This is a genomic window from Mycobacterium lepromatosis, from assembly GCF_000975265.2.
GTDB classification, from domain to species: domain Bacteria; phylum Actinomycetota; class Actinomycetes; order Mycobacteriales; family Mycobacteriaceae; genus Mycobacterium; species Mycobacterium lepromatosis.
On the sequence record NZ_CP083405.1, the window covers coordinates 2,822,138 to 2,840,873 of the forward strand.

At 57.3% G+C, this 18,736-nt stretch carries 13 protein-coding genes, 1 tRNA gene and 5 pseudogenes; 6 read left to right on the forward strand and 13 right to left on the reverse strand.

All coding sequences use genetic code 11. The annotated features are described in order from the left end of the window. The first annotated feature begins 222 nt into the window (after positions 1 to 222). Positions 223 to 453: a CoA transferase gene (locus MLPF_RS13325; protein ID WP_050039400.1), complete on the forward strand. Its 231-nt coding sequence runs from the start codon at positions 223 to 225 to the stop codon at positions 451 to 453. 899 nt (positions 454 to 1,352) lie between these two features. After that, positions 1,353 to 1,763, forward strand: a complete 411-nt coding sequence (locus MLPF_RS13330; protein WP_156147312.1) for a hypothetical protein — start codon at positions 1,353 to 1,355, stop codon at positions 1,761 to 1,763. A 1,740-nt stretch (positions 1,764 to 3,503) separates the two neighbouring features. Here the strand turns inward: MLPF_RS13330 and MLPF_RS13335 are convergent. Next, positions 3,504 to 3,954, reverse strand: a pseudogene (locus tag MLPF_RS13335) (SRPBCC family protein). A gap of 343 nt (positions 3,955 to 4,297) precedes the next feature. Between MLPF_RS13335 and MLPF_RS13340 the strand changes: the two are divergent. After that, positions 4,298 to 4,371 (forward strand) — tRNA-Pro (locus MLPF_RS13340). A 1,147-nt stretch (positions 4,372 to 5,518) separates the two neighbouring features. On the opposite strand, the gene MLPF_RS13345 is transcribed toward MLPF_RS13340, so the two are convergent. The 3 genes from MLPF_RS13345 to MLPF_RS13355 form a co-directional block, all read right to left on the reverse strand. Continuing rightward, positions 5,519 to 5,770: a hypothetical protein gene (locus MLPF_RS13345; RefSeq protein ID WP_162196997.1), complete on the reverse strand. Its 252-nt coding sequence runs from the start codon at positions 5,768 to 5,770 to the stop codon at positions 5,519 to 5,521. 522 nt (positions 5,771 to 6,292) lie between these two features. Next, on the reverse strand, positions 6,293 to 7,642 hold the full coding sequence (locus tag MLPF_RS13350; RefSeq protein WP_045843970.1) for an FAD-binding oxidoreductase: 1,350 nt from the start codon (positions 7,640 to 7,642) through the stop codon (positions 6,293 to 6,295). 134 nt (positions 7,643 to 7,776) lie between these two features. Continuing rightward, positions 7,777 to 8,013, reverse strand: a complete 237-nt coding sequence (locus MLPF_RS13355) for a hypothetical protein (protein ID WP_156147321.1) — start codon at positions 8,011 to 8,013, stop codon at positions 7,777 to 7,779. 327 nt (positions 8,014 to 8,340) lie between these two features. On the opposite strand from MLPF_RS13355, the gene MLPF_RS15985 reads away from it, so the two are divergent. Then, a complete protein-coding gene (locus MLPF_RS15985) occupies positions 8,341 to 8,472 on the forward strand; it encodes a hypothetical protein (RefSeq protein WP_272946146.1) in 132 nt (43 codons plus the stop codon). Here the strand turns inward: MLPF_RS15985 and MLPF_RS13360 are convergent. Next, positions 8,469 to 8,624, reverse strand: a complete 156-nt coding sequence (locus tag MLPF_RS13360; RefSeq protein ID WP_156147322.1) for a hypothetical protein — start codon at positions 8,622 to 8,624, stop codon at positions 8,469 to 8,471. The genes MLPF_RS15985 and MLPF_RS13360 overlap by 4 nt on opposite strands. A 558-nt stretch (positions 8,625 to 9,182) precedes the next feature. Further along, positions 9,183 to 9,786 (reverse strand): annotated as a pseudogene (locus MLPF_RS13365) (TetR/AcrR family transcriptional regulator); the annotation flags it as partial. A gap of 192 nt (positions 9,787 to 9,978) precedes the next feature. Between MLPF_RS13365 and MLPF_RS13370 the strand changes: the two are divergent. After that, a complete protein-coding gene (locus tag MLPF_RS13370; RefSeq protein WP_156147324.1) occupies positions 9,979 to 10,092 on the forward strand; it encodes a hypothetical protein in 114 nt (37 codons plus the stop codon). A 42-nt stretch (positions 10,093 to 10,134) separates the two neighbouring features. On the opposite strand, the gene MLPF_RS13375 is transcribed toward MLPF_RS13370, so the two are convergent. From MLPF_RS13375 to MLPF_RS13385, 3 genes are read right to left on the reverse strand one after another with little or no spacing between them, the layout of a single operon-like run. After that, positions 10,135 to 11,553 carry an NAD(P)(+) transhydrogenase (Re/Si-specific) subunit beta gene (locus MLPF_RS13375; RefSeq protein WP_045843971.1) on the reverse strand — a complete coding sequence of 473 codons (1,419 nt, stop codon included), beginning with the start codon at positions 11,551 to 11,553 and terminating at the stop codon, positions 10,135 to 10,137. Next, entirely contained in the window at positions 11,550 to 11,888 is a 339-nt protein-coding gene (locus tag MLPF_RS13380) for an NAD(P) transhydrogenase subunit alpha part 2 (protein ID WP_045843972.1), read from the reverse strand. The genes MLPF_RS13375 and MLPF_RS13380 overlap by 4 nt, the downstream gene beginning before the upstream one ends. After that, the gene (locus MLPF_RS13385) at positions 11,889 to 12,983 is read right to left on the reverse strand and encodes a Re/Si-specific NAD(P)(+) transhydrogenase subunit alpha (RefSeq protein ID WP_045843973.1); all 1,095 of its coding nucleotides are present in this window, start codon (positions 12,981 to 12,983) and stop codon (positions 11,889 to 11,891) included. Between the two features lie 286 nt (positions 12,984 to 13,269). Here MLPF_RS13385 and MLPF_RS18025 point away from each other — a divergent pair. Next, positions 13,270 to 13,376: pseudogene (locus MLPF_RS18025) on the forward strand (hypothetical protein); the annotation flags it as partial. A gap of 42 nt (positions 13,377 to 13,418) precedes the next feature. Here the strand turns inward: MLPF_RS18025 and MLPF_RS18030 are convergent. The 4 genes and pseudogenes from MLPF_RS18030 to MLPF_RS13405 form a co-directional block, all read right to left on the reverse strand. After that, positions 13,419 to 13,553: pseudogene (locus MLPF_RS18030) on the reverse strand (DUF1348 family protein); the annotation flags it as partial. Between the two features lie 1,758 nt (positions 13,554 to 15,311). Then, positions 15,312 to 16,000: pseudogene (locus MLPF_RS13395) on the reverse strand (Rossmann-fold NAD(P)-binding domain-containing protein). A gap of 91 nt (positions 16,001 to 16,091) precedes the next feature. After that, positions 16,092 to 17,522, reverse strand: coding sequence for an aldehyde dehydrogenase family protein (locus MLPF_RS13400; protein ID WP_045843975.1), 1,431 nt, complete (start codon positions 17,520 to 17,522; stop codon positions 16,092 to 16,094). Between the two features lie 274 nt (positions 17,523 to 17,796). Next, positions 17,797 to 18,729: a class I SAM-dependent methyltransferase gene (locus tag MLPF_RS13405; protein WP_082082454.1), complete on the reverse strand. Its 933-nt coding sequence runs from the start codon at positions 18,727 to 18,729 to the stop codon at positions 17,797 to 17,799. Positions 18,730 to 18,736: the final 7 nt, after the last annotated feature.

The following is an 18,736-nucleotide window of genomic DNA, read 5'->3' on the forward strand; positions in this document are numbered from 1 at the left end:
GTACGTGGCCAACTGTCGATCGACGGTGCCGTACGACTGTTGATGGCCCAAGAAGTCGAGCATTCTATAACATTGTCCTGACCCGAAGACGTAATCGCCATGCTTGCGCTGCTCAACACCGACAAAGTACCTCTCCCCTGTTGGTCAATGCCTCAACGTTGGACCGCACCCCCGTCTCGTGTATGGTGTCCACCGAACGAGCTACAGTTGGCATCCGCAGAAATGGCACTGGGTGAGGAGATGGCCGCGCCGTGGCCCAGTAACCGAATGTGGCCTCGGGCTCCGGGGCATGGAATCGGCGCTGGTCTGCTGGTGGCTGACCTGTCCTCGATGTGGGAGGGCTTGCTGTGTGGGTATCTGCTGGCAAACGTGTACGCTACCGTCGTCAAGGCCGAAAGCCTGCGTCGACCGGACCGCACCCGCGCCTTCCTTCGTCGGCTGGATCAGCAGTGAAAAGGTGCCCTAAGGACTGTATTTAGACCATCAAGCCGATGAGCTAAGTATGCTGTTGGCCGTCGCCGACCATCGTGATCGAAGTATCCATGGACGCGGTTGTCGCGATCTACGCGGCGATGATGCCGACACCGTGTGGATGCATGTATCGAAATGCCTGTTTATCATACTAATTCAGTGAGCCACGTTACTGAACGGCACGGTGGTCGATACCTGAGTTGGTGCGTAGGTCGACCAAATGAGTGACAACCTTGCTGCGAAACAGCAAATGATACCGCGTTCGACGCCAGCAGCGAAATCGTGCTTTTCGGCCCGAACGACCACCACATGCACCTACACTCTGCAGCGCCCGCATTGGACTCTCTTCGAATCGGCACACCTTTGTAGTTACCAAAAACCAACTAAAACAATCCTTGTCGAATGCCCTGCCCGGGCCAAAAGAATGTAAAGGATGTATTAGCGCGATCGACTGTCACAAGTCGGTTTCCGGTGATCTAGACCGGATCGTGTTAGATGTTTTGATGCCCAACCTTCCAATACGTGTGCAGCACCGAAACGGTGCATTATGGAGCCTTCATGCTCCAGCACTGTGTCGGGTAGGCATGCTGGAGCACCTTACCTGCTGGGTTGCGAAGCAGTCGCATTACAATCTCAAGCGTTGCAGGGTGTTTTGTAGCGCGCGAGCCGATTCAGTCAAGAACTCAGTTAGTCCTTGCGAGCCGCAAATGCTCAATTCTTTACAGCCGCGATCGGCATCTCGCTCCACTTTTTGTGAGCCTACCCGCTGGTGGAGACCTCGACCATGTCGGGATGGCTGGTGAGTATGTTCTCACCGCCGGTGGTGATCTCGTGTACTTCTTGCGATCCACCTCCCAGAGTAGCTATCCTGGCCTCTTTAAGTGAGGTTTTCGGAATGGAACCAGCCGCCAGCAAACACCTCCGAGGTAGCTGCCGAGTTGTTCCAAATTAACCGCTCATCCATGTCGGCGGTCGGTAAATGGTTTCCACCACTTCAGCCAACAGCTACGTCGTTCATGTTCTCGTCGACCATCACCCGGGCGGCGACTGTCTGGATTACCGCGCCGACCGATCCGCGCTTACGGTTCGCGCGTCGCCCAGCCCGCAGGCAAGTGACCAGCGACATCTCGGCCGGACCGAATGCTGCCCGCATCAGGGCTTCGGAGAAAGTCGCCGGCATTGGCTACAGATATGCCCAGCAGAACACCGGTCAGCATGTGGCCGGTGCCAGCAATGTGGAACAACAGGACGCCGATGAAACCGATATCGCTGTTAATATTGGCTCCGCTTAGATAAAACGACGTGATTGCCCGGCCAAGCAAGTTGATGTGCGCCAACACGGTACCCTAATGGGACGACTCATACATACATCATAATGTATGTATGAGAGGCGGTGAGTCTTTCGCGATATCCACCGATTCGGGTACCTCGCCGGGCTCATTGACTAGATCTTTCTAGCTGGACATATGCTCCTCAGAGGAGCCATCGGTGGAGACAATCATTACTTAGCACGGGTTGGATGTCACGAACAGCGGTGACCCCTGGCGCCAGTACGGCTTCGGCGAACATCACCCGTGATTCGTACTCCTCGAGCAGGGCGACGGTCTAGGCCAAAGTGAACCGGAAGTTCGGCACGGCCGCAATGGGACCCAAGTATGTTGGCGGCCAGCAACGGCGCGAGGTCTTGCGGGCTGTTGAGTAACAGGATCATCACCCGGTGCCCTAACCCGACGACGGCCGCCACCCCCATCAGCACCCAGTTTCGACGGTGCCGCAGATCAGCTCATGTAACCGTGGTGCCAGGAAACCTCAACGCCGTCGCCTATGGTCGCATCAGTGCGGGCCGCTCGAGGTGGTTAACCCAGTTCTGCCGCCGAGCGCAATAGGGTGGCTAATGGCCTGTGCGAGGTAGCCCGCAAGGTGCGCGGTACTAATATCTTACTCTTTGGTCGTGCACTACTTGTGGCAGTTGACATTTGATAAGGCATGTGTGGTTCGTGCCACACTAGGGCCTCGGGTCTCATCACAAGCCCCAGTTAAGTTCAACCCCGACTCCTTCTCCTGGCCCGGACGAGCCCTCGAAAATCCTGGCCAGCCACGTTAAAGCAGCCCTATCCACGCAGCCGACGGCTGCTACCCCGAACACAGTTGGCCAGAGAGAGGTCGCAGGCCACTTTCGGGCGGCTATCATGTCCGCGGATCTGCGAACGGGAAACATTTACCCGCCTTAGATTAACCCACAACCAGACTGGGCGTCAGGCAGCAGGTGTAGGCGTGAATGCGACCGATGACGAGGTGGTGTACACAGCCGATCCGCATCGCGGCCGAGAACCATCGGAAACTTATAGCCGTGCTCCGTCTGCCGCGGCCACCGTAGTCGAGCAAGCCCGCTGGCAATTCACCGGCCGCGGCACACCGACGACTGACCGAGATTCTGGACTGCGCCAGGACCTTGGGCCGAACCAGCCCGAGTCCTGCACTGAAGCTCATTTTTCTTAATTATTGAACGCTACCGCCCGGAGGGCTACCGCGACATGTCCCCGCACCGGTACCGCACATAAACTGATTGGCTGCAGAGGCATTAGCCAGACTTGCCGGGCCGACCAGATAGTGAAGTAATAGCCGCCGATACCCACTACAGTGCGACAATCACAAATGACTTCTGTTCCCTCCGTACACATTACCATCACATAACGCTAAGCGTGTGTACGTCAAAAAATCTAGCCACGCATCACTCAACACGAGTCATTTTAGATAACCAGGTACAACGCGAAAACCCATCGTTTTCAACACTATATCGTATTCGTTAACACTACTTAAGGACAAGCACGTCTGTCGTGCGTTTCTGCTGACAACAACAGCAGGAAAATCTGTGAGATAGGCGTCGAAAGTACACCCTCTTGCTGAGGAGTTAGGCAGCGGTAGCTCTGGTCATCGATGTCGCGGACCTGTGCAATACAAAGCCGGCGATTACCTGAACCAGATACTAGCCCCGCTTCTGCATTTTCGAACGAGCCCACGATCAGCCGACCCTAGTTGGCTGCCAACTGCTCGGCGCACAGCTTGAGGTTCTCGGCAAGGTGGTCAAGCACGTTGTTTAGGAGCGCTTTCACCATCGTCGCGGACACCGGCGTGCTGGACTCGACATCGATGTCCACCGTCAACAAGCTGGCCGCAACCAATCTCCACCGGGCTGAAAAGTTGCTCCTGCTTGGTAAATAGGTCACCTTGCTGCATGACTGTTTAAATCTGGTTCGTGGTCGGGGAGTACACAGCCTGCATATAGGTACCCGTCGCGCCTTGAATCTCGGTGTCGAGACGCAACTGGCTGGGACGCCCGGCGGCGCCGTAGCGGGCGAGCACCCAGACGCCCTTGACCTCCTCATGCCACTGGGGGTAGGCCTCGAAGTCGGCGACAGGCGACAATGGCCGGGATCGATGCGGCGGTGGCCCGACCTCAACGGTCTTGCTCATAACCGGCATCAGCGAAGCATAACCGGGTACGAGGCGCCCCCCAATGACGGTCGAAGCCTGTGGTAAACGGAAAACTCCGTCCTCAGAGTACATCTCAGTCGCGATCCCGGTGAGGCTCAAATCAATGCCGTAGCCAGCAGTTACCGGATTGCGTCCGGAATCGGAGCCGGTTTACGGTTGGTCCGAGTGACATGCCGTAATCGACGCTCTGGGGGATAAAGCGGTTCGGCCGGACGTTTGCACCTGGTGCTGGGTTCGACGGCCGCGTGACGGCGGTCGATTCTGACGGGCGAGAACCGGACTGGAAAGCTTGAGCGGATACGCGCTGCCAAGGCGGTGAATCATTAGGCTCCGGGCTGTGGCGCAGCTCGGTAGCGCACTTGACTGGGGGTCAAGTGGTAGCAGATTCAAATCCTGTCAGCCCGACCGAACCATCCCCAATCAAGTTGTCGCCCTCGTTAAAGGCCTTCGATTCGTTCGATTACGATACCCCGCGAAAACGTGATGATCGGGTCACCCCCGACACTGGTGTTGATCCCGGTATCAAACAGTTGCTGTAATAGACAGCATTGTTGAGATAGCCGAACAGCAGCTCTGGCGGCAGCACGCTGTCGGTGAGCAAGCGGCGTGGCCAGTACAAGTCTAATGAGTACGGCATCGCGCAGGCGCAAGCGTGTCCAGTGCCGATGGCACCCAGAGCATGGATGTATTTCAACACGTTGCAACATCAATATGGGGTCAGTCAGCCAATGTTGGTCGCTAGCTATCCGGTTGATCGCTTCGGTGGACAAACAGCAGCTTGGGAATATCGGAGGTCGTCATGTCTGCGGGCACGGAGTTGACCATCAGCACAAGTCCGTCACCGCAGGTCTTGCTGGCCAAGACAATCAGATATCCCGAGTTGAATCCAGCGTGACCAAACCAGTTTGCTGTGGAGCTGATCATCGGGAATGTGGTTTATCAACGTAGCATCCACATTGAAGTCAAAACCGAGCCCCACGACGCATTACAGGTAACAGTCTGGACTTCGTGGTGAGTAGACAATACCGGCCATCGCTGCGGACCATCAGGCCAGTAGCACCCGTGCCACCGACGTGGGTATGGGTGATGACCTATCCGCTAGCGTCTCTTGACAGGCGATCATAATCCGCTCTATATCGAGTGGTGTGCTGGCCATGCTTTCGAAGGCCTTGGCGTTAAACACCCGTGCTCCACCAGGCAATGCTGAACCATCGGGACGATAAGACAGTGTAAATTAGTCGGCTAGCGCGGAACCGGGCAAGGCAGCAAAACTGCTGTTGCGCAGTCTGGCGATCTCGGCCCACGCATCCTCACCCACGATTTCCCAAACAGCCGCCAATAGTGTTGCTGCTACTCAACCGCAACCTAACATATTGTTATAGCCCTCCGGGCGCATAGGCTCACTGCATTCCTGGCTCAGCGGTAACCGTGATCGGCGGGATGGTAGTCAGCGGATCGCCGCTGAGTTGCTGGGCAAGGGTTGACAGAACTTGACCAAGGGTAAAACCCCCAGGAGTGAAACGGCGATTCCCGTCTTGTGGAAAGAGTGCCCCTATGACCCGGTTTCACAACGTGAGTGCATTGACGCAGACTGCCGCGGGTGGGGCCCGGCTGTGCGGCGGTGCAAGTTGGTAGCGACGTTGCGACCCGGTTCGGTGAACTGGTCATCGACGACACAGAAGGACAGCAACGTGGGCAACAACGCCCACAAATAGGTGATCACCATCTTGGATGAGATCGCCAACAACATGGCTACTTCCCCGATCCTCGGCGAAATAACCGACGGGAACCGCTGCAAGCCCAAGGCCCCAGTAAAGCTTTCCTCAAAGAGCGCATCGAAAAAAGGTAACAGAGGGAGTCCACGATGCTTAAAACGGCAGCGTCACATTAATCTCAATATCATAGCGCATACCAATTTTGCCGTGTTTGGTATAAGGCGCAAGCGGATGGTACATGATCGGGCTGTCGTTGACCACCGCCGAGGTACTCAGCTACAACGGCAAAATCAAGGTAGGGCTATCGGATATGGCTGCCCAGTCCGAAGTGTCACTAGCTACGCTTCTCCCTCACTGCTTCGCGTCCAAAAATCGAGTTGCTCTCAACATTAACTCACTATGAGCGACAGGTCTTCCAAAGCGGTTTGGCTAAGGAAAACCCGCAGAACGGAAGAATGTCGGCAGGCTGCTACGCCGCAGTGGGATTCATTGTCGATTATCAGCATTCGTATTCGGGGGTGAGGGGTTGATGTCGAGGCAGAGCACGTGATCGCATAAGTTTCTCGTGTGAATACGCAGATGCGAGAAGGACTCCAACGGCTCTTGACCGATCAGTCGAACAACACCGCGGCGTTGAGGTAGCCGGTCGGGTCCAACGCCTCTTTGATCGTCCGCATCGCGGCGATATCGGCGGGCTCCCGCGACATCCTGAGATAAGCACGCTTGCTGCTGCCTACGCCGTGTTCCGAGCTTACATTGCCACCGACTTGCGCTATGAGATCCATCATCGCCGCGGCCAACGCCTTCTCACGATCGGGTGGACAGCGTAAAACGTTGAGGTGTAGGTTGCCCTCACCCACGTGACCGAACAGCACGGGTAACGCGGTCTGAACATCCGATACGTGCGTGTCGATCAAAGCTGCTGCTTCCGTTGCGAATCCACTGACCGCTGATAGGGGTAACGAAACATCAAATTTCAGCGGTGGCCCATACACGCCGAGCACCTCCGTCAACGATTCGCGCACGCGCCATAACCGCTGCTGTGCCCCGATATCCACACCCACCGCAGGATCGCCACACATCTGCACGCCCATGGACAAGTCAGCGAGTCGATGAGTCTGGTCGTGGTCGGCGGCCAGTTCCACCAGCAACAGCCAGTCACCATCAACCGGGGCGCTCACCCCTAGGTGCTCGCGAGTCAGCGAACTGGCACGGCCGTCGATCAATTCCAGCGCCGCTATCCCATCCACGTCTCTAAACGCCCGCCCGGCATCGACCAGAGCACCGAGGTCGGCGAACCCACAGACCGCCGTCACCCGGTGCGACGGGGCCGGGTGGAGCTGCAGATCCAACGCAGTGATGACACCGAGGGTGCCTTCGGCGCCGACAAACAGGGCCGGTAAGTCATAGCCAGTGTTGTCGAGGCGCGCCAGACTGTGCCTACGCAGCAGCGAACCGTCGGGCATTGCCACCTCTAGGCCGATCACTTGCTTGCTCATGTTGCCATAACGAACAGTGCGTAGGCCGCCGGCGTTCGTTGAGGCCATTCCGCCGACGGTCGCAGTGTCGCGGGCGACCAGGTCCACGCCAAACACCAAACCCGCTGCGGTCGCCGCATTCTGCACTGCAGCCAACGTTGCTCCAGCACCGACCCGGAGGCGGCGTTCGACGGTGTCTACCTCACTGAGGGACCGTAGCCGCTCGGTGGACAAGAGCACGTCGTTGTGCTCCGGGACAGTACCGGCCACCAGCGAGGTCCGACCGCCTTGAACGGTGACGTGTGCCCCGACATCGCGGCAGATCCGCAATACTTCAGTCACCTGCTCGGCCGTACCCGGCCTCACCAACGCCCTGGCTTGGCCCTTATACCGACCTGTGTGGTCAACGCTGTGGGCGACCAGTACATCGGGGTCAACAATGACGTGGGTCAACCCTACTACGGTCGCAAGGCTGCGCAGCATGTTCGCGGTTATAGCATCCGCAAACCGCTGCGTCGTGCAGAGTCGACCGGTAAACCTGTGGAACGAACCGCTATAGGTGCGCGCTGGGATTCACAAATGTTCATGCGGCATATAGATCACCGGTCCACCGTCAATTACGAATTCGCTATCAGGCACGTAGGACGGCTCGTCAACGGCCAAGAACACGACAACGTCGACACTTCTCTCATCTCGACCAGGCGATCGAGTGGGATGGTGACCATGTCTTCCGGCAGGTTGGAAGTCATCAGGGTGTAGATGAAGTCGGGATGAATCGGGTCTACTCCGATGTTCAACGGCGCCAACTCCAAGATCGACGAGGCCCAAGGCCTCGAGCGTGCGGACCGGCGCACCACTTTAACTTCACTCTACAATATCTAATATCCACGGTAGCGGGTCGGGCCCTTTTGACCGAGAAAAGCCCCGATTATCAGTAAAGACTCCGAACATGACATAATGTAATAACCGTCCCACAGATATTGACGTCGGCCGCAGCCGACATAAAAAGATCGGCTCGACAATCAGCGTGGCCTATGTGAACGCGACTAGCACGACGACCGAATTACTGCCGACAGCAGACGAGAAGGCTGCGGCAGCCTCGCCACTCTACTTAGCCTATGCAGCTAAAAGCCGTTAGGGTATAGAAGCGCAAGCGCCGGCGTTTCATAGCGAATTACCAGATGCTGACCGCCGCTGGGAACGCCGATGCAGCTGTCGAGGCCGACAACGCGGCCGAGTTGGAGAATGTGCTGAGTGTACTGACCTCGATGCTGGAGGTTCACATCTGCCAAGCCAGTAGTGGCGTTAGTTAACGGAAAGCGCCAGCAACCTCAAACCCGACCCGGTTGACCAGACTGCCTTCAATAGCTCCTACATCCAGCGCTGCTTCCCCAGGAGCCAACTTCTTAGGCACCACGATACCCAAAAATTCTTCCCAGTTCCGCTCGTACTGGCAACCTGACATTCTCCCCGTACGGCGATGGCCATAGCAGCACTCTGCTGAACAACGCGAGTAATAATTCACTGTCCCCTTGTCGAAGTCCCCAGACCATACTGGCAAACAGCCCAGTTACTGCATGCTGATGACTCAGAACCTGCCGATTATGGACTTGATTCGCGTGTACCCCCACGCAGATTCTCCGAGTGCCGATATTTTCAGCCGGACCTGCGCAGTACTCGTCGATTTGGGCTACGTCGGCTAACGGACCCGGTTACAACTACGATGCCGAGAGAACCCACACCAGCAAAGCTATGCTCAGTTCTCGACCCGGCCGCTGGCGCCTACCATCCGACCTTGGAGAGTTTGCGAAAACACCCTATGGGGATACGTAGCGGAAACTAGGGTCGAATCTGGATCTAGGGGCCTAAGTGTTCCCAAGACACCTACCCGTGGGTTCCGTTGACCAACCCAGGACTGAATTTCTACTTCGGTCCAGCCGCAGGTGACAGTGCTATCGATGCTGAGCGGTGGGCCGGGGAGTGTCCTGTACCTCACTCCGTCGATCTTGTAACTGATTCGGCCTTATATCCCCAGCGGAGACTGATTGCGGATCGACTCGTCGCGAATCAGGCCACGCAGCAGCGCGGTGCTGAATTCTGAGGCGATTTCCCTGGCAGTCCGGCATACACCTTCGGCCATAACCAGCGATAGCTGCCCAATGTCACCCCGATGCCACAACGTGCGAGCCGCACTAAAATAATAATAATCGCCGTTGGCAGTGCGGCGGTCGATCAGGCCAGACATGCGCTGGTGTAACTGCACTTTCTTTCCACGGACCTCGGTGATTCGTTCGGTAGTGAACTATTCGGTGATGTACGGCTGCTCCTGGAAATACACAGCCGCACGCTCCGGATCGCCCGCGACCCTGCGTAAGCAGTCGAACAACATATTGTGTAGCGCGCTTCGCGGGACGGACCGGCGGGCAGGGCCGCCTGCGGGCCTTCGTACAACTGACGGTATTTGTCGAACAGAATCAGCGACTTGCTAGCATAGCAATGGTACACCGTCACCTTGTTCAGCCCGATCACATCGGCTCGACGATGTCGTCCATGCGGGTGGCACGGTAGCCACGAGCCGCAAATAGCTTGGTGGCGGAAGCAAACAACTCCTCACGGCGGCTCAGCCCAGCTGCTTGATGACGATGCCGGCTGTACTCAACTATCGCCCTATCGTCGCTGCGGGCGGACCGCACTTAGCCCGACTAAGGAAAGTATCAATCGACTGGCTGGACAGTTGAGGCAAGCGACCACTATCTGGAGCACCTATGCGAAGAGGACTAGACTTTCGGCGAACTAGTTGCAAAACGAGAGGCAGTTTAATGGATCCGAGTCCTGATTACGATATTAGTGACGAGATCGAATACTTTTTCAGGTACATAACTTGGAGCTTCCGCGGGGTTGCCGACGGTAACGGATATCTTCCTCCCGTCTAGAACGTCGCAGCACTTCAACTCGGCTTTACGTTCGATCCAAGGCTACAGCAGCTTCAGTTCCTCAGTGACTTCAGTCACCGACTGTTTAGCATCACCGAACAACATGGTTGTACCATCGGCATAAAACAGCCGGTTGTCAATGCCAGCAAATCCGGAGTTCATCGACCGCTTAAGCACGATAACCGACTTCGCTTTATCCACATTCAGGATCGGCATGCCGTAGATCGGGCTAGTTGTCTCGTTACGGGCCGCCGGATTAGTGACATCGTTGGCGCCGATGACAATCGCAACATCGGTGCGGGCGAACTCGTCATTGATATCGTCCATGTCCTTCATGGAATCGTAATCGACCTCGGCCTCGGCCAGCAACACATTCATGTGTCCGGGCATCCGGCCGGCAACCGGGTGGATCGCGTACTTCACCGGCACACCTTTGTTCTCCAGCAAGGACGCCATGTCTTTGACAACGTGCTGGGCCTGCGCGACTGCCAGGCCGTAGCCCGGCACCACGATCACTTGGTTGGCGTAAGCCATCTGGATCGCCGCATCGGCTGCCGAAGTGGATTTGACGTGCTTGTAACCGTCACAGCTGGGTGCCACGCCGCCGCCACCGAAACCTCCTGCAAGGATCGCGGGTATGGAGCGGTTCATAGCCTTGGCCATGAGATTGGTCAAGATCGAGCCGGACGCGCCGACAATCATGCCGGCCACGATGATTGCGGTGTTGTTCAGCGCCAGGCCCGCCGCCGCCGCCGAAAGCCCGGTCATGGCATTGAGCAAGGAGATGACCACCGGCATGTCGGCGCCGCCGATCGACAGCACCACCATCAGGCCTAATACACCGGCGGTGACCAGCAACCCGATCATCCACCACAACGACGCACCGCCAGAGCCGGGCTGCGCGTGCAGACCGATGACCACTGCGGCGACTATGGCACCGACCAACAGTAGCAAGTTAATAGGCTGCTGAACCTTGCCAAAGCCGATTGGGAATCCAGAGATTGTCTCCTGCAACTTACCGAACGCGATGATCGATCCCCAGAACGAGATCGACCCTATGATCGCAGCGAACAGCGAGGCCACCACGATATGCACAGTTGGCGACTCGTGGTGCTGAAATTCGGAGAAGCCACTAGTCTCGATGAACTCAGACAACGCAATAAGCGCAACCGTTCCGCCACCAACGCCGTTGAAGAACGCCACCAGCTGGGGCATCGCAGTCATCTTAGTCAGCCGCGCCGGAGGCAAGCCGAGGACGATGCCCACCACCAGGGCGGCAATGATCAGTAACCACTGCTCGGTGTGCCGAATTTTAACCAGCGTCGCCGCCACGGCAATGGTCATACCTACCGCAGCGATCAAGTTGCCGCACACCGCGGTCTTGGGCCCGGTCAGGCCCATCAAGCCAGAGATGAACAATGCGAACGCAAGAATGTAGAGGCCGATCACCAAGTAGTTCATTTGACCGCCGATTCTGCTGCTTTCTCGGTCTGGATGGCCGAGGCCTTCCTCTTACCCTTGAACATACCCAGCATCCGGTCAGTGACGATGAACCCCCCGATAACATTCAGCGTGCCGAATACGACTGCGACAAACAGGATTACTTGCACGGCAAGCGATGGTTGCTCAACCTCTCCGAACACCACCAATGCGCCAAGCAGCACAATACCGTGGATAGCGTTGGTGCCCGACATCAGCGGTGTGTGCAGTGTATTGGGGACTTTGGAGATCACAGCGAACCCGACGAACCCAGACAACACCAGAATCGCTAGGTTAGCCAATAGCTCACCATACATCTAGGAGTCCTCTCGATCGCGAGTCACACATGACTCCACGACAACTTCGTCATCAAAGTCCGGGGCAAACTTGCCATCCTTTATTAGTAGGTCCAACAGCGCCGTGATGTTCTTGCTGTAGAGCTCGCTGGCGTGCTCAGGCATCGTTGCCGGCAAATTCAGCGGCGCCGCAATGGTGACATCATGCTTGATCACCGTCTGCCCGGGCTCGGTGAGCTCGCAGTTGCCGCCGGTTTCCCCGGCGAGGTCCACCACCACGCTGCCAGGCTTCATCGCCTCCACCGCCGCAGCGGTCACCAACCGCGGTGCCGGCTTGCCCGGTACCAGCGCCGTGGTAATCACCACGTCGAATCCGCTGATCGCTTTTTCTAATGCCTTCTGCTGCTGAGTGCGTTCGTCATCGGTGAGCTCACGGGCGTATCCTCCCGCACCGGACGCCTCGATACCTACGTCAAGCCACTGGGCACCCACCGACCGGACTTGCTCGGCCACCTCAGGACGCACGTCGTAGCCGGTGGTGCGCGCGCCCAGGCGCCTGGCCGTAGCCAACGCTTGCAAACCTGCCACTCCGACGCCGAGCACCAGCACGATGGCCGGTTTCACCGTGCCTGCAGCCGTCGTCAGCATCGGGAAGAATCGGGTAGATTCAGAGGCCGCGAGCAACACCGCTTTGTACCCGGTCACATTAGCTTGCGATGACAGCGCATCCATCACTTGTGCACGCGAGATGCGCGGGATTGCCTCGAGCGCGAACGCCTGCACCCCAGCTTGCTTCAGCGCGCCGATCGAGTTGTGGGCATCGCGCGACGCCAGGAAGCCGATCAGCGTCTGCCCTCGGCGCAGCCGGCTAACCTCGGCTTCGGCCGGCGGCGCCACTTTGACGACGATGTCGGCAGACCACGCGTCCCCTATGCGAGCGCCGGCCTCCGTGTAGAGCTGCTCGGGAAGCAATGCACCTTCGCCTGCGCCAGACTCGACCACTACCGCTAGGCCGCCGTTCACCAGCGACGCTACTGCCTTGGGCACCAACGCGACGCGCCGCTCGTCGGACCCGGACTCGGCGACCACTCCAACCGTCGTTTGCGCTTCTGTCATGGCACGTACATCATGCTTTCTACTTTACCTGTATTATTTACTTGGCTTTGTTGCCCTGTTGCTGCATGCTAGATTGCCCAGCAGGTTGATTGCTGAGCGTGCTCAGACACTCTAACCCGATTGCCTAGCTGCAGCTCGCCGCACTGCGCGGCCTGTATGTCACTCGCTCGACATCGCTACTAGAGCGACGCAACCTTAGCCGCGTCCAGACGCAGGGCAAGGCCCGAAATAACGGCGCTCGAATTCGGAAAGCGGCACATCAGTTAATGCTGGCTTCATCTGTGCGACATCCAGCTCGATAGAATCGAAGGCGATGATCGGAACCCCGGAAGGGGGTACATCATCAACAAGGAAAGCGGCGTCGGATTTCTCCGAGTTGGCATGGAGGACCCACAACTCTTGCGTAACAAGTAGTCGAGTTCGGGTTCTATTTTGCAAGCCAGAAACGCCATGAGCACGGTCGCTGCCGACTATGTGTTCGCTGGGTTTCCGGCATTGCGAGTCAAGCACGTAGCCCAGGCTAACCTGGTCCAAGTAGCGAGTGTTCCAGACATCCTTTGCTAACTGCATTTTTTGGATCGCGATTTTTACGGTGAACGGCGGAAACGCAGCGACGCCGAAACGCTAGCCGCCCACGGTGCCTCCAGTCGTTGAGGATCTGAAGAACAAGGCCAAAGAGCGCGGGCCGTGGAAACTTGTTCCTACGGGTGGAGTCATGATTAACCAACCTGGAATACGCGGCGCTGCGGACCTGCTGGAGCCTGGAAATCACGCGAGATACGTCGACTGCACGGCGGCGAACACTGGCAATATAGAGAATCTTGCCCATGGTCGACACAGACGAGCAACGCACTAGGTGTTTGCAGCAGCTGCTGAACGACTAGATTCGCAGCGCCTTTTCGATTACCGAACCGGTAGTCGCCAACAGCGACGCCCACAATAATCAAAACCACCATCTCGCACGATGACGAAGACTACATCCCAACGGCTACAAACGGTGGACGTCCGGGGCATCCAAACCGCGCCCCCAAATCCTCACCGCAATGGACAGCACCAATCCCGATACGGCCCACCCACCACCAACAATCGGATAATCCTGGTGGACCGGGACGCCGGGGGAGGGTGCCTTTGCGGTGGCCGTACAGCGGCTACACGGGAGAAGAACAAATAGCAGCTTCGCGATTACGCAAGCCCGGCTGGGGGATCCTGCCGCATCCACCACGTCAGGCGTGTGCAGGCGCAACTGGCGCAGTCAACGTCACGCCACACGGACCACGTCCAGTCACTTTAGGCTGGGACCAAGACAAATTCGTTAGTCATCTCCGACGGCCTACCCTGCGAAAGCAGGTCATCTAAAACTTCAGACATTTTCTGCGTCGTAGACGCAACATCACCTCAATCTCAATGTTGTGGAGGCAGAACCCCTGATAGCCCTATCCCTTCTCGGGGTCAGCTATCCCCGCAGCATTCCCCTAACACGTTGTTCGCGGTGGGCAGCTGAAATTGAGCGAAGTTGCTTAGAACCAACTGCAGGTCCACTATGGTGCGCCGGACCCAGGAAGAGGCTGCTAAACTGGGTCGATTCCTGCGCCGATATCCCGGGACAGCTTTCGAAATCCAGGTGCCCGTAGCACGGGCTCTAAGCGGTCGAGGACAAGCTTGTCAGGTATACCGCCCAGGCTATACACCGCACACCACTTGCGCTTCCGACAACGGATAGCGTTGTAGCGAAGGAGGTTCCAGTACCAAAAAGATCAGCTGGCTTAGGCCACAAGAGAACAAGGCCACTGAACCAGGGACCTTGCTGAAGTACTCGCTCCACAGCACACACACATCACGCTGACGTTACCTAGCAGAAGTCGGTTGGCCTTAAGGATAAGGATATCATCCACAGCAAAGCCGGATTACCGGTAACTTACCGTCGATGGACAGCATTCGAATCGCGTCGCCGAAGGCTGCGCCTACCAATGGAATCGACTACGATGCCTACATCGTTACCACAGATACATTCCCGCATCCACTGAGCCCAGCCATCAGTCAACGCCAGCAACATGCAGACGCCGAACGACGAGACGTAGTCGGTTGCGATTTCCATCCCCCGGCACAACAACGGCGGTAACTTCAGTCGATACTCACCCTTGCTTAGCAGCGGATCAAGAAAACACACCCGGAGGAGCAAAATTTCTATGAAAAATTTGTCGGAAACATCGTCCTTATTATTGTACACTATCCCGGGTGACCAGGAAAGATATTTATATGACATAGGCTTTCATGTATTCTTCAATTGGAATCTGTAGTTTCCGCACTAGACAGACTGGCGATCTCGGATCACTGCGTGGCGATATCTTCTACCGACGATGGCTTATTAAAGTTGATGCCGTCATTCTGAAACAGCGCACGCTGCACCTTGCCAACGATGACGATATGGACCGTCGGGGTGTCTGCCGATATCCTCAGTGCACAAGTAGACCATCACGAGAAGACGGGCTCTAGTGTGAAACGTCTTTCTAGTACCTCAAGCAACATGATGTCCTGAGTCATCCTGTAGTGGCCGCAATCGAAACTACCGCATTGGCGTGGATGTTGTACCTAGCGTCTTACAGGGCCAGCATATTGCTCGATGCCCTGGTGTGGATGCCGCGGATGTGTAGCCAGACCGCGCGCAGCACATTGTACTCGCCGTAGAAGATGCACCTTGAGCACGACGTCCCAGTTTCGGACATAATCTCATGTGAAAGGTGTCGTCGCGCAGGATCCCAGAGTTGCCCCCCTCCCCCCGTGCACAGAACCGAATTCAGTCAGCACGGGTTTGGTGGATAATGTTAGCCGCACCGCCCTCGGTGGCAGTCTTGGACAAGTTGACCAAGGGGAGTTATGTCGTTGTTACAACCGGACAGCCACCCACGTCCCGAATCTCGGCAACAACATGGTTCAATCCAGCGCCCTTACCTCACCGAGGTCCCTGACGACCACACTAGCGCCCTCCCAGGTAAGGGTGCGAGGTATGCACACCCCAGTCCCCTACCGGCTCAGGTGACAACGATGACACGATCTTGCACTCCGCGCATCAGTTTTCCCTCTGCGAAAGCTCTTGGGGGCAAACAGCAATCAGAACAACCTGCGAGCCAACTTAAAGGTAAAGGACCGCTCGGTGTACGGCGGGTAGATGATGCTCGAGAAATCGGGGCGAGTAGGCTTGGTCAAAACCGACTTGCGGTGGCTGAACTCATCGAATCCCCACTTACCATGGTAGGCACCGATACCCGACGCGCCGACACCGCCAAACGGCAGCTTGGCCGTCAACACCTGAATGGCTAGGTGGTTGACCAGCATGCCACCCGCCGATACCTCCTCAATCACCCGAGCACGGGTTTTACGTGATTTAGTGAATAGGTATGCTGCCAACGGCTTAGGTCGCGCGTTAATGAAAATTATTGCTTCGTCCAAGGATTGGACAGTTAGCACCGGAAGGATTGGTCCGAAAATCTCTTTTGTCATCAACGGACCTTCTAGATCAGGATCGACGACTACGGTGGGCTGGATGCGCAACGTCGACGCATTACACTTACCACCCACGGCTACCGCACCCTTTCCTCCAACCGCGGATTGCACCTCTGCGAGATAACCACACAACCGGTCGAATTGGCGCTGGTTGACGATTCGCATGCCGCTTGGATCGTCCTGGGACCGGAACTTGGTGATAGCGAGGCAGATTTTGTTGACGAGTTCGTCGCGAATCGTCGCGTCGGCCAACACGTAGTCGGGTGCCACGCACGTCTGACCGGCATTCAAGATTTTTATCCAGGCGATACGCTTGGCAGCCACGTCGATGTCGGCATCGGCCGCCACGATCACCGGACTCTTGCCACCTAGCTCGAGGGTGACCGGGGTAAGATGCGCCGCCGCGCCTTCGTAGACCTCGCGGCCGATCTCGGTGCCGCCGGTGAACATCACACGGTCTAGGCCCTGTGCGATCAGCTCCTGACTAACCGCGCCACCGCCCTCGACCACCACGATCGCGTCGGTGTCCAGATAACACGGAACGAGCTCGGCCATCAAGTGTGCCGAGGCGGCCGCGATCTCTGACGGCTTGAGCACCATCGTGTTTCCCGCCGCGATAGCCCCAACTGCCGGGGCCAGCGTCAAGTAGAACGGATAATTCCAGGCGCCGATAATCAGCACAGTCCCATACGGTTCGTATTCCACCCAGCCGCGGCCAGGGAACTGCGAAACCTCGAGGAGTCGGTAAGTGCGACGCATCCACTTACGCACTTTTTTGGCCGCATACTTCGCTTCGCTGACAGTCGTTGCGATGTCGACGATAAATGCCTCAACCGGATTGCGGTCCAGATCGTCAGCGAGCGCCTGGGCGATCGCGCCCTCGTTCTCTGTCATCAGCGCTTGCAGCGCACGCAACTGCTGCGTGCGCCAGTCGACGCTACGGGTACGGCCGCTGGCAAACGTCTGACGAAGCCGAGCCACGATAGCCGCACTATCTACCGCCGGTGGGGCGTGCGGGGGGACCTCACTCTTGGACACGACATGTCTTCTGCGCGACTGATTCGGTGATCACCAGAGCACTTCCTTCCCGCAGCTCCCTACCGCCCTCCGCGATAGCGCTCATCAGTGCTAGCGGCGATCCTAGTCACCTGGTTGAGCCAACATAGGAAGATCCAGCCCGGATCTCCCCGAAGCGGGCCTTCAGAACCCGCGGCACAAGTCTCGGATAAGCGGGCCAAGAGTCAAGACTTGTGCTGCGAACTTCGCTGGCCACTGGTTACAATGTCCCAGGAATCGTCCGTGGTGCGCACCATTACAACCGCTGAGCGATCACAAACTCGGGAAACGCATCTTTGTCGTCGGCCATCGGCACGCCAACGACCCAGCGACCCACTCGGCGCATCTCGTCCGGCGTGCTTTTAGCGGTAGCCCGCCAACCGTAGCGGTTGAGCCAGTCGGCAACAACTGCCCGACTTTCATCGTGGTAGATCAGCTCCTGCACATCGACAGCTTGTTCTAAGCCAAGCGCATCGGCAACCCTTCTGAACTGCATCTGTATTTGTTCGTGCCACTCATCGCCGTGTAAGGGCCAGGTTTCGACCGCAATCCGACTGTCTACAGCGCTGAGCCCACCGATTTCGGTAAACAGCCCGTTCTGGGCGGTGGCAGGCAAGTACATCAACAACCCCTCGGCCAACCAAGCCGTTCGAGCTGACGGGTCAAAGCCCGCAGCTCGCAGCGCAGACGGCCAATCCTTACGCAAGTCGATGGGCACCTCACGACGATCGGCCGCGGGTGTTACACCGTTTTCGGCCAACGTCGTGGACTTATAAGCCAACACCTTAGGCTGATCGATCTCGTATACAGTGGTGCCAGTCGGCCAATCCAGCCGATAAGCGCGGGAATCTAATCCCGACGCCAAGATAACGAACTGGCGGATTCCATCGATGACAGCGTTGTTGAAGTAGGTGTCGAAGAAGTTCGTCCGAACTGCTTGGTAGCTACGCATGTGCTCGACCATGACCGCGGCTGTAGCATCGATGGCTTCCACCTTGGCCGCCATCGACGGGTCAAGCATGGCTTCCCACACAGTGCTGGCACCGGTATTGATCACCAGCAGTTTGGCATAGGGGTCACGGATCAGCGCGTCTGGCCTATCGGTTTCGACGGCTCGGGCAGCGGCCACCATCACCGCGGTAGTGCCGACGCTGGTCTTGATATCCCAAGTGTCGTCGTGGGTTCGCATTGTGCTC